General features: G+C 74.6%; 8 protein-coding genes and 1 pseudogene. 6 read left to right on the top strand and 3 right to left on the bottom strand.

Annotated features, from left to right (window positions below; translation table 11 throughout):
- Window positions 1-108 precede the first annotated feature (108 nt).
- Window positions 109-1,011: a S1 family peptidase gene (locus AB0N63_RS32285; protein WP_365534715.1), complete on the top strand. Its 903-nt coding sequence runs from the start codon at window positions 109-111 to the stop codon at window positions 1,009-1,011.
- Between the two features lie 459 nt (window positions 1,012-1,470).
- Window positions 1,471-2,550, top strand: a complete 1,080-nt coding sequence (locus tag AB0N63_RS32280) for a S1 family peptidase (protein ID WP_365534712.1) — start codon at window positions 1,471-1,473, stop codon at window positions 2,548-2,550.
- A gap of 1,092 nt (window positions 2,551-3,642) precedes the next feature.
- On the opposite strand, the pseudogene AB0N63_RS32275 reads toward AB0N63_RS32280, so the two are convergent.
- Window positions 3,643-4,665: pseudogene (locus AB0N63_RS32275) on the bottom strand (DUF3533 domain-containing protein); the annotation flags it as partial.
- A 267-nt stretch (window positions 4,666-4,932) separates the two neighbouring features.
- Between AB0N63_RS32275 and dnaE the strand changes: the two are divergent.
- Window positions 4,933-8,589 (top strand): DNA polymerase III subunit alpha, encoded by a 3,657-nt coding sequence (dnaE, locus tag AB0N63_RS32270; RefSeq protein WP_365534819.1) that lies wholly within the window; start codon window positions 4,933-4,935, stop codon window positions 8,587-8,589.
- Complete coding sequence (locus AB0N63_RS32265) at window positions 8,586-9,560, top strand: hypothetical protein (protein WP_365534709.1); 975 nt, start codon at window positions 8,586-8,588, stop codon at window positions 9,558-9,560. Before dnaE ends, AB0N63_RS32265 begins: the two co-directional genes overlap by 4 nt.
- A gap of 17 nt (window positions 9,561-9,577) precedes the next feature.
- On the opposite strand, the gene AB0N63_RS32260 is transcribed toward AB0N63_RS32265, so the two are convergent.
- Window positions 9,578-9,952: a cupin domain-containing protein gene (locus AB0N63_RS32260; RefSeq protein WP_365534706.1), complete on the bottom strand. Its 375-nt coding sequence runs from the start codon at window positions 9,950-9,952 to the stop codon at window positions 9,578-9,580.
- A 135-nt stretch (window positions 9,953-10,087) separates the two neighbouring features.
- Between AB0N63_RS32260 and AB0N63_RS32255 the strand changes: the two genes are divergently transcribed.
- Both AB0N63_RS32255 and AB0N63_RS32250 read left to right on the top strand, forming a co-directional pair.
- Window positions 10,088-10,534 carry a MarR family winged helix-turn-helix transcriptional regulator gene (locus tag AB0N63_RS32255; protein WP_365534704.1) on the top strand — a complete coding sequence of 149 codons (447 nt, stop codon included), beginning with the start codon at window positions 10,088-10,090 and terminating at the stop codon, window positions 10,532-10,534.
- 198 nt (window positions 10,535-10,732) lie between these two features.
- Complete coding sequence (locus AB0N63_RS32250) at window positions 10,733-11,599, top strand: alpha/beta fold hydrolase (protein ID WP_365534702.1); 867 nt, start codon at window positions 10,733-10,735, stop codon at window positions 11,597-11,599.
- A gap of 79 nt (window positions 11,600-11,678) precedes the next feature.
- Here AB0N63_RS32250 and AB0N63_RS32245 read toward each other — a convergent pair.
- Window positions 11,679-11,933: LAETG motif-containing sortase-dependent surface protein (locus AB0N63_RS32245; RefSeq protein ID WP_365534699.1), on the bottom strand; the 255-nt coding region annotated here is incomplete at its 5' end.

The following is an 11,933-nucleotide window of genomic DNA, read 5'->3' as shown; positions in this document are numbered from 1 at the left end:
GCGCTTGCCAGGGGCACACAACGTCCGGAATCCGGATGCGCCCCCGGCTGCGCCTCACGGGCCCCGACCCCACGCGGGCCCCCGACTTCCTTTGTGGAGGACCGAAAAGTGAGGATCAAGCGCACTGCCCCCCGCGGTATCACGAGACAGACCCGGGCGGTCGCCATCGCCGCCGGCCTCGTGGCCGCCGCCGCGTTCGCGGTCCCCAGCGCGAACGCGTCCGACACCGGAACCTTCAGCGCCGCGCAGCTCACCAAGGCGAGCGACTCGGTGCTCAAGGCCGACATCCCGGGCACCGCCTGGGTGGTCGACAGCAAGACCAACCGGGTCGTCGTCACCGCCGACAGCCGGGTCTCCGACGCGCAGATCGCCCGCATCAAGCAGCAGGCGGGAGCCGACTCCGGCGCGCTCACCATCAAGCGCACCTCCGGCAAGTTCAACAAGCTGATCTCCGGCGGCGACGCCATCTATGCGAGTAGCTGGCGCTGCTCGCTGGGCTTCAACGTCCAGGACTCCAGCGGCAACTACTACTTCCTCACCGCCGGTCACTGCACCGACGGCGCGGGCACCTGGTGGTCGAACTCGTCGCACTCCACCACCCTCGGCTCCACCGCCGGCTCCTCCTTCCCCGGCAACGACTACGGCATCGTGCGCTACACCAACAGCTCGGTGACCAAGTCCGGCGCGGTGGGCAGCGTGGACATCACCAGCGCGGCCACGCCCTCGGTCGGCACCACCGTCTACCGCCGCGGCTCCACCACCGGCATCCACAGCGGCCGGGTCACCGCGCTCAACGCGACGGTCAACTACGGCGGCGGCGACGTCGTCTCCGGGCTGATCCAGACCACGGTCTGCGCCGAGCCCGGCGACTCCGGCGGTCCGCTGTACTCCAACAGCGGTGTCGCCTACGGCCTGACCTCGGGCGGCAGCGGCGACTGCTCCTCCGGCGGCACGACCTTCTTCCAGCCGGTCACGGAGGCGCTGAGCGCCTACGGGGTCCACGTCTACTGACGCCCCCCGCTCCCGGGGCCGTGCGCACGGCCCCGGCCCGCGCCGTACCTGCGCCGGCGACAGGTGAAGCCCCCGTACGCGAACAGGCGTACGGGGGTTTCGCGTTGTGTGCGGGGCGCGGGGGCGGTGTGCGCGTTGCGAGGATGTGCCGTGCGCGGACCGAAGCCTTCTCGTGCGCGGAACGAAGGGAGGTTCCCGGAGGGGCGGTTTCCGGACAGGACTAGTCCTCACGGAGCGCCTATCGGTTACTCGCCCGTAGTGTTTGCGGTGCGAACGCGGACGGTGTGGCCTCGGGCGAGTCAAGGCCGAGGTTGCGTACGCAGGTTGATGTAGGCCCGTCCAGATCTCGACCTTGTGTGTTCGCTGTGGGCCTCGGAATAGTGGGCGCCGTTCCACCGCCTTCCGGCCCGTGAGGCCCCCACAACCTTCCGGGCCGATCCCCCCACAGAAGGACGACAGTTGAAGCACCGACGCATACCCGGACGCCGTACCGCCCTGGCCGGCGCGGGCATCGCCGCGCTGGTCGCCGCGGGAGTCACCTTCCAGAGTGCGAACGCCAGTGAGCCCACGCACACCCCCGAGGCCCGCGTGCTGTCCGCCCCGGCGGCCGGAAAGCTCGCCTCGAACCTGCTGAAGAACCTCGGCGCGGACACCGCGGGCGCCTACTACGACGCCGGGTCGCGCAACCTCGTGGTCAACGTGCTCGACCGCGCCGCCGCCGACCGGGTCGAGCGGGCGGGCGCGCGGGCCAGAATCGTCGAGCACACCCTCGCCGAACTGGACGGCGCGCGCTCGACGCTGGCCGAGCGGGCCACCATCCCCGGCACCTCGTGGGCCGTCGACCCGGTCGGCGGCAAGGTCGTCGTCACCGCCGACCGGACGGTCTCCCAGGCCGCGTGGGCCAAGCTCGCGAAGGTCGTCGAAGCGCTCGGCACGAAGGCCGAACTCCAGCGGTCCAAGGGACAGTTCAAACCCTTCGTGGCCGGCGGCGACGCCATCACCGGCGCGGGCGGCCGCTGCTCGCTCGGCTTCAACGTCGTCAAGGACGGCCAGCCGTACTTCCTGACCGCCGGGCACTGCACCGCCGCCATCTCCGCCTGGTCGGACTCCAGCGGGACGGCGATCGGCAGCAACGAGCGGTCCAGCTTCCCGGGTGACGACTTCGGGCTGGTCAAGTACACCGGGTCCGCCGACCACCCGAGCGCGGTCGACCTCTACGACGGCTCCACCCAGGCGATCACGCGGGCGGGCGAGGCGACGGTCGGCGAGCGGGTGACCCGCAGCGGCTCCACGACCCATGTGCACACCGGTACGGTCACCGGTCTGAACGCCACCGTGAACTACTCCGAGGGCACGGTGAGCGGCCTCATCCAGACCGACGTGTGCGCCGAGCCCGGCGACAGCGGCGGCTCGCTGTTCGACGGCGACACCGCGCTCGGGCTCACCTCCGGCGGCAGCGGCGACTGCACGTCCGGTGGCGAGACGTTCTTCCAGCCGGTCACCGAGGCGCTGTCGGCGACCGGCGCGCAGATCGGCTGACCGCCCGGCTGAGCCCCCCACGGGAACCGTGCGAGCCCCGCTCCCCCGCTCCGTCTCCAGCGGCGGCGGGAAGCGGGGCTCTCACGCGTCCGGGCCGGGCCGCGCGGCGGGAGCCTCCGGACCGGGGCCCGCCCCGGAGCCGGGATCGACGAAGGTGTCCCCCTCACCGGCCCCCGGCCAGGCCCGCGCCCGGCCGGCGCCCTGCGCGGGCTCGCCTCCGGGTGCCTCTTCGCCTGCGGCGGGCTGTACGACCTGGCTTCCGGAGGCGGCCGCTCCGCCTGCGGCGCCCTGCGCGGCCGCGCCCTCGCGGAGGGCTTCTCCGTCTGCGGCGGCTTGTGCGGCTTCGCCTTCCCCTGCGGCCTCTTCGCCCACGGCGGCGGGAGCAGCCTCGTCCGCCGCGGGCCGGGGCGCTGACGTCGGTGGGACGACGCCCCCGCCGGACCGGGTGGCGGCCGCCTGCGGGGTGCCGCTCGACTCCGACGGGAAGGCGGTGGCCTCGGGGACGGAGACCGTCGCGCCTGGAGGAGCACCGCTCGTCTCCGGCGGAGCCGCCGCGCTCGTGTCGGGCCGGCCGGCCGCCTCCGGGGTGGCGCTGCCCGTGCCGGACCGTGCCGCCCCCGGCGAGGCGTCGTCCGCGCCGGGCTGCGGGGTGGCCCCCTGCGGCGGGGCGCCGCTGTGCCCCGGTGGGACACCGCCCGCTTCCTCCGTCGCCTGCTGCGGAGTACTACTCGCCTCCGGCGGGACGGCCGGAGCGGCCGGCCGGGCGCCGGCACCGCTTCCGCCGGCTTCCACCCCGCTGGAACCACCGTCCGGACCCGCGCCGGAACCGCCCCGGTCCGGGGCCGCTCCCGCGGCCGCACCGCCTCCCTCCAGGGCCGCATCCCCGCCGGCACCGCCTCCCTCCGGGACCGGCCCCGCGTCGGAACCGCCCCTGCCCTTGGCCTGCCCTGCTTCGGCGCCGCCTCCCACCAAGCCCGTCCCCTGCCCGCCGTACCGATGCGCCCCCACGCCCGCGCCCTCCGGGCGTACCGCGTCCGAGGGCGCCTCCACGGCCGCCCCCGGCGGGCGTACCGCTCCCGCCGCCGCTGCCGCCCGTCCTCTTCGGAGTGCCGATGCCAGCAGGGTGATCGTCACCCCGGCGGCCGCCCAGGCCGCCAGTACCAGCAGGGCGTCCATGAGGGCGTTGCCGCGGAAGTACGCGATCGAGCGGGCCGCCCAGGTGCCCGCGCCCGGCGGCAGGGCGGGGCCGATCGCCTTCCAGAACGGCGGCAGCATCGGCAGCGGGAAGGCGCCGCCCGCGCTCGGGTTGCCCGCGATCACCACCAGCAGGATCGCCAGGCCGATGCCGACGACGCCGAGGACCCCCTGGAGGGCGAGCGTCGCGGCGCCCACCGCGAAGGTGACCAGCGCGCCGAGCCCCCACAACCGGAGGACCCCGCCCGGCAGGGCGTTCAGGGCGGGTCCCACGATCAGCGCGCCGCCCGCCCCGCCCGCGATCGCGACCAGCGCCATCGTGGCCAGCCGGATCGAGGCGCGCCGCGGGTCGGCCGGCCGCGCCCCGGTGCTGATGGCGAGGATCGAGGCGCACAGATAGCCGCCCACGCTCCAGCCCACGACCAGGTAGAACGACGACAGCCCGTCGAAGTCGCCGGCGGAGGCGGGGGCCAGGTCCACCGTCCGCACCGTGCGGCCCTCGGCCTTCTCCGTCGCCCCGACGATCCTCTCCAGGGTGGTGGCGAGGGCGCTGCCGCCGCCGGAGGCGACCAGGAGCGTGTCGGTGGTGCCGGCCGGGGCGACGACCAGCGCGCCGTCGAGGTCCCGGTGCAGGATCTGCCGGCGGGCCGCCGCCTCGTCGGCCACCGTGCGCGGGTCCAGGGGCGCGCCGGGCAGCCGCCGCAGCCGGTCCGCCGTCTGCCCGGCCACCGCCCGGGGCGCCGCGACGCCGAACGGCACGTCCGTGGGCGTCGGCTTGTGCAGCGCGCCCACGTAGGAGGTGACGAACAGCAGCTGGAGCGCGAGCACACCGAGGACGAGCAGCGAGGCCCGGGGGGTGATGGCGTCCCTCAGCTCCTGGCGGAAGGAGTGGTGGTGCCGGTGGGCGTGGGGGTGGCTCATGCCCTCACGCTGCGTGGCGACGGCCGTCCCCGCAGGTGGAGGACACCCGAACGGATGACCGTACGCGCGGGCGGAGCCGGGCCGCCCGGGGCCGCCCGAGCGCCCGGCCCGGGGTGCGAGTGCCCGGAGCGGGCCGGCGTTTGTGCAGGTCGGACACGTCCGCACGGATGTCGTACGCATGTTCGAGGATGGGGGTATGGTGGGTGGTGAGGTAGTTGGAACTGATGTTCGAGAGCCGCTGTCGGCTCACAGGTGCGGGAGGTGCGTGTGCCGGGTTTCACGCATCTGCACACCGTCTCCGGGTTCTCCCTGCGCTACGGCGCCTCGCACCCGGAGCGGCTGGCCGAGCGCGCCGTCGAGCGGGGCATGGACGCCCTGGCCCTCACCGACCGCGACACCCTCGCCGGCACGGTCCGCTTCGCCAAGGCCTGCGCGACGGCGGGCGTCCGCCCCCTGTTCGGCGTCGACCTGGCGGTCGCCGAGCCCCGCCCCGCCCCCTCCGCCCGACACGCCGCCGTACGCCCCGACGGCTCCGTGGCGCGCCGCACGGCGCCCGCGGGACGCGACGGCTCCGTGCGGCCCGAGCGGCGCCGTACTCCGGTGCGCGGCGGCGCCTTCGTCGACGAGTCGGCGCCCCGCGTCACCTTCCTCGCCCGGGACGGCGCCCGCGGCTGGGCCGACCTGTGCCGTCTGGTCACCGCCGCCCACGCCGCTCCGGCGGACACCCCGCTGCTCGCCTGGCCCGACAACCACGCCGACGGCCTCACCGTCCTGCTCGGCCCCGACTCCGACGTCGGCCGGGCGCTGGCCGCGGGCCGCCCCGACCGGGCCGCGCGGCTCCTCGTCCCCTGGCGCGAGGTCTACGGCGACGCCCTGCGCCTGGAGGCCGTCTGGCACGGCCGCAAGGGCACCGGCCCGGGCTCACTGCGGCTGGCCGCCCGCACCGTCGGCTTCGCCGCCGAGCAGCGGGTGCGCCCCGTCCTCAGCAACGCCGTCCGCTACGCCGACCCCGGCCAGGGACCGGTCGCCGACGTGCTGGACGCCGCCCGCCGCCTGGTCCCGATCGAGGCGGCCGGCGAACTGGACTCGGGGGAGGCCTGGCTGAAGGACCCGGGCGCCATGCTGCACGCGGCCGAGCGGATCGTCGAGGCCGCCGGCTTCCGCCGCGACACCGCCCACCGCCTGCTGGAGCAGACCCGGGCCACGGCCGCCGAGTGCCTGGTCGGCCCGGAGGACGACCTCGGCATGGGCGCCGTCCACTTCCCCGAGCCGCACCTGGTCGGCGCGGGCCGCCGCACCGCCCAGCGCACGCTGGCCTCCCGGGCCGCCGCGGGCATGGTGCTGCGCGGCTACGCAGGCCGGCGCGCCTACTGGGAGCGGATGCACGAGGAGCTGGACATCATCGCGTACCACGGCTTCGCCTCCTACTTCCTCACCGTCGCCCAAGTGGTCGACGACGTAAGGGAGATGGGTATCCGGGTCGCCGCGCGCGGCTCCGGGGCCGGCTCCCTCGTCAACCACCTCCTCGGCATCGCCCACGCCGACCCGGTCGAGCACGGGCTGCTGATGGAGCGCTTCCTGTCCAAGCGGCGGTTCGTGCTGCCCGACATCGACATCGACGTGGAGTCCGCGCGCCGCCTGGAGGTCTACCGGCGGATCATCGGCCGGTTCGGCGCCGAGCGGGTCGCGACGGTCGCCATGCCGGAGACGTACCGCGTCCGGCACGCCGTCCGCGACGTGGGCGCGGCCCTGTCCATGGACCCCGCCGAGATCGACCGGGTCGCCAAGTCCTTCCCGCACATCCGCGCCCGCGACGCCCGCGCCGCCCTGGAGGAACTGCCCGAACTGAAGGCGCTGGCCGGGCACAAGGAGCGCTACGGCAGGCTGTGGGAGCTGGTCGAGGCGCTGGACGCCCTGCCGCGCGGGATCGCCATGCACCCCTGCGGGGTGCTCCTGTCCGACGCCTCCCTGCTCGCCCGGACGCCGGTGGTGCCGACCAGCGGCGAGGGCCTGCCCATGTCCCAGTTCGACAAGGAGGACGTGGAGGACCTCGGGCTGCTCAAGCTGGACGTGCTCGGCGTGCGGATGCAGTCGGCGATGGCGCACGCGGTCGCGGAGGTGGAGCGGACCACGGGGGAGCGGATCGACCTGGACGCCGTGCCACCGGGCGACCCGGCGACGTACCGGCTGATCCGCTCCGCCGAGACGCTCGGCTGCTTCCAGATCGAGTCGCCGGGCCAGCGCGACCTGGTGGGGCGGCTCCAGCCGGCCGACTTCCACGACCTCGTGGTGGACATCTCCCTCTTCCGGCCCGGGCCGGTCGCCGCCGACATGGTGCGGCCGTTCATCGAGGCGCGGCACGGCCGGGCGCCGGTGCGCTATCCGCACCCGGACCTGCGGGAGCCGCTGGAGGAGACGTACGGCGTCGTCGTCTTCCACGAGCAGATCATCCACATCGTGCACCTGATGACCGGCTGCGGCCGGGACGAGGCGGACCGGGTGCGGCGCGGGCTGTCCGACCCGGAGTCGCAGGGGCGCATCAAGGTGTGGTTCGCCCAGCGGGCGGCGGAGCGGGGATACGGTGCAGAAACGATTCAGCGCACCTGGGAGATCGTCGAGGCGTTCGGGTCGTACGGCTTCTGCAAGGCGCACGCGGTGGCCTTCGCCGTGCCGACGTACCAGTCGGCGTGGCTGAAGGCCCATCACCCGGCCGCCTTCTACGCCGGACTGCTCACCCACGACCCCGGGATGTATCCCAAGCGGCTGCTGCTGGCGGACGCGCGGCGGCGCGGGGTGCCGATCCTGCCGCTGGACGTGAACCGCTCGGGAGTCGCCCACCGTATCGAACTGGTGTCTGAAAAGGGGGTGCCGGAAGGGGGCGGGGCGCCCGGAAGGGCCAAGGGGTCCGCGGCGGCCGGGCGGTGGGGGCTGCGGCTCGCCCTCTGCGATGTGCACGGCATCAGCGAGGCCGAGGCGGCGCGGATCGCGGCCGGCCAGCCCTACGCCTCCCTGCTCGACTTCTGGGAGCGGGCCCGGCCGAGCCGCCCGATCGCCGGCCGGCTCGCCCAGGTGGGCGCGCTGGACGCGTTCGGCGCCAACCGCCGTGACCTGCAACTGCACCTGACCGAACTGCACCGCGGCGCCCGGGGTGCGGGCGGCGGCCAACTCCCGCTGGCCGGCGGGAAGAAGACGGCCGCCGCCGGGCTGCCCGACCTGTCCGACGCGGAGAAGCTCAGCGCCGAACTCGGGGTGCTGTCCATGGACGCCTCACGCAACCTGATGGACGACCACCGGGCGTTCCTCGACGAGCTGGGCGTGGTCTCCGCGCGCCGCCTGCGCGAGGCGCGGCACGGCGAGACGGTGCTGGTCGCCGGCGCCAAGGCGGCCACCCAGACCCCGCCGATCCGGTCCGGCAAACGGGTCATCTTCTCCACCCTGGACGACGGCACCGGCCTGGTCGACCTGGCCTTCTTCGACGACTCCCACGACGCCTGCGCGCACACCGTCTTCCACTCCTGGCTGCTGCTGGTGCGCGGAGTGGTGCAGCGGCGCGGCCCGCGCAGCCTCAGCGTGGTGGGCGCCGCGGCCTGGAACCTCGCCGAACTGGCCGAACTGCGCGCCGAGGGCGGCCTGGAGGAGGTGGCGGCCCGGCTGGCCCGCCCCGGCGGACCACCGGGGGACGCCCCGGCCGACGGCGAGGGCGGCGACGGCGACGGCTCGCGCCGGGCCCGGCTCGCCGGATCGGACGGACGCCCCGCGCCCGCCGGTTCCGCCGCGCCCGACCCGATGGACACCGCCCGCGGACGACGCATCCGCATGTCCACCGGCTACGAGATGCATCCGTGGGCGGACCTGCGGCCGGCGGGGGAAGGGCCCGCCAGTGGAAGGAAGTTGTGGCATCAGAGTCCAGGGAGTGCGGGATGACTGTTCTCTGCGTACGTTTCCAGCTGCCCCCGGTGTACGAGGCGGCCCTGCCGGGGCTGCTCGGACTGCTGGAGGAGTTCACCCCGGTCGTGGAGGCGCTGCCGCCGGACGGCGCGCTGGCCGATCTGCGCGGCGCCGAACGGTACTTCGGCCGCGGCGCGGTCGAACTGGCCTCCGTGATCCGGGTCCGTTCGCTCGCCCGCTACGGCGTGGACTGCCTGATCGGCGCCGGGCCGGGCCCGATGCTGGCCCGGATGGCCCTGCGCGACGCCCGGTTCGGCCGCACCCGCGCGGTGCCCGGCGACCCGGCCGCCGTCGCGGAGTTCCTCGCCGAGCGGCCCGTCGTCGCGCTGCCCGGCGTCGGCACGGCGACCGCCCGCACCCTGGCCGAGTACGGCCTCGACACCCTGGGCCGGGTCGCCGCGGCGCCCCTGTCCACGCTCCAGCGTCTGGTCGGCGCGAAGACGGGCCGCGAACTGCACGAGAAGGCCAACGGCGTCGACCGCGGCCGGGTCGTCCCCAACGCCGTCTCCCGGTCGCTCGCCACCGAACGCCCCTTCGACCGTGACGAGCTGGACCCCGACCGGCACCGCAGGGCGCTGCTGTCGGCCGCCGGGGAACTCGGCGCCCGGCTGCGCGCCGTCGGCACGGTCTGCCGCACCCTGACCCTCACCGTGCGCTACGCCGACCGCTCGGCCACGGTCCGCAGCCGCACCCTGGCCGAACCCACCGCCCACTCGGCGGCGCTGACCGGGGCCGCCTACGGCATGTACGAGGCGCTGGGCCTCCAGCGCGCCCGGGTCCGCGCGCTGGTCCTGCGCGCCGAGGGCCTGACCTCCGCCGAACAGGCGTCCCACCAGCTCACCTTCGACCCCGTCGACGAGAAGGTGCGCCGGATCGAGGAGGTCGCGGACCGCGCGCGGGCCAAGTTCGGCCCGCGCGCGGTGATGCCGGGCACGCTGGCCGCGTGACCGCCGCCCGTAGACGGTCAGCCGGTCCACGGCGGGGTGAGCACGGTGCCGTCCGCCAGGTGGGCGCGCAGGCCCACGGAGGTGGTGACCCAGGAGACGGCGGAGCGGTCCGTGGGGTTCTCCACGGTGAGCGTAGCACCGGCGTTGACGATCACGGTGTCGCCCGCGGTGACGCGCTCGGTGCGGTCGTCCAGGGTGATCAGGAGTTCGCCGTCGAGCAGATGGAAGATCTCCTCGTGGGTGACGGTGTGCGCGGGCGCCCTGGTGCCCGCGGGGATCTCGCCGCGCCAGGCGCACAGTTCCCGGGCGCCGGTGCGCGGGGCGGCGTACGAGACGAAGCGGGCGCCGTGGATCTCGTGGGTGACGGCGTCGGACGCGCGGACGACGGGCATGGGGGGCTCCTCAGGGTGGGCGGTGGCCGGGAAAGGGTGAACGGCGCCAAATGAATGGTCAAGTTACTTGACCAAATGGCTCGCCATTATGGTCAACCTGCTTAACCGTTTCGTCAAGGGTGTTTCAATGCCTCCGTGCAGAACTCCGAGGCCATGGGCCTGTCCGCCGCCCTGCTCGCCGTCGCCGGCGAGCTGACCCAGCGCATCCACGAGGGCGTCGTCGCCCGCGGCTTCGAGGGGCTCCGGCCCGCGCACGGCTTCGCGTTCGCGCGGCTGTCCCCGGCCGGGGCGACCGTCACCGAGCTGGCCTCCCACCTCGGCGTCACCAAGCAGGCCGCCAGCCAGCTCGTGGACGAGATCGTGCGCAAGGGGTACGCGGAGCGCCGCCCCCATCCCGAGGACGCGCGCGCCCGGCTGATCGTGCTGACCGAGCGCGGCCGGGCGTGCACCCGCGCCGCCGAGGAGTCGGCCGCCGACGCCGTACGGGCCTGGGGCGAGGTCATCGGTGATGAGCAAGTGTGTTGGCTTGGCCGGCAGTTGACGCACCTCGCGCCGTACGGTCCGATCCGGCCGGCTTGGTGACGGTTCGTCAGAGGCGATACCTCACGTCACCCACCCGTCGCCGATCGTCCCCCGGATTTTTTACCGACGCGTAACTTCACAGTTGCACTACTCGTCCGTAACTTGACGGGTGAACAGCATCCTCGTGATCCGGATCACAGGGCTCAGTGCCGTCGCCATGCCGTCGCACCTCCCCTCGAGCCGCAAGGAGATCACCCGATGCTGCCCGTCAAGCGCGCCCTGAGACACCTGGCCGCCCTGGCCCTGGCCGCCGCCGTCGCCACGGTTCCCGCCACCGCCGCCCACGCCTCCACCGCCTCCGCCCCGTCCCACGGCTGGAACGACTACAGCTGCAAGCCGTCCGCCGCCCACCCCCGCCCGGTCGTCCTCGTCCACGGCACCCTCGGCAACTCCGTCGACAACTGGCTCGGCCTCGCCCCGTACCTGGAGGCCCGCGGTTACTGCGTCTACTCCCTCGACTACGGCCAGTTGGACGGGGTCCCGCTCTTCCACGGCCTCGGCCCCATCGACCAGTCGGCCGCACAGCTGTCCGCCTTCGTCGACAAGGTGCTCGCCGCCACCGGAGCCGCCAAGGCGGATCTCGTCGGCCACTCGCAGGGCGGCATGATGCCCCGCTACTACCTGAAGTTCCTAGGCGGCGCCGCCAAGGTGAACGCCCTGGTCGGCGTCGCGCCCGACAACCACGGCGCCACCATCAGCGGCCTGACCAACCTGCTGCCGTACTTCCCGGGCGCGGAAGGCCTGATCTCCGCCGCCACCCCGGGCCTGGCCGACCAGATACCCGGCTCCGCCTTCCTCACCAAGCTCAACGCCGGCGGCGACACTGTGCCCGGCGTGCACTACACGGTCATCGCCACCAAGTACGACGAGGTGGCCACGCCCTGGCGCAGCCAGTACCTGACCGGGTCCGACGTGCGCAACGTCCTGCTCCAGGACCTGTGCGCGGTGGACCTGTCCGAGCACCTGGCGATCGCCCTGACCGACCGCATCGCCTTCCACGAGGTGGCCAACGCCCTCGACCCGGCGCACGCCACCACGACCAACTGCGCGTCCGTCTTCAGCTGACGCCGGCACACCCATCGCACACATGACCGGGGCCTGTCCGGCCTGAGCCGCCGGACAGGCCCCGCGTCCGTGCGGCCGCTCAGCGGCCGTGCCGGCCTCCGGTCGCGGCACGCCGCCGGACCGAGAGGAACAGGACCGCCGAGCCGGCCGCCAGGACCGCGGCGCCACCGACCGCCAGATACGGGGTGCCGCCGTCACCGCCGGTCTCGGCCAGGCTCGTGTCACGCGCCGGGGCGGCCGCCCCGGCGCGGCCGGAGCCGGCCGTGGCGGTCGCGGCGGCCGCCCCAGCGGTGGCCGCGGCGATCGGTAGAGCGTCGGGGGGGGGAAGTGTGTT

It is taken from the genome of Streptomyces sp. NPDC093260, assembly GCF_040683715.1.
Lineage (GTDB): Bacteria > Actinomycetota > Actinomycetes > Streptomycetales > Streptomycetaceae > Streptomyces > Streptomyces sennicomposti.
This window is presented reverse-complemented; position numbering and strand designations above follow the sequence as displayed.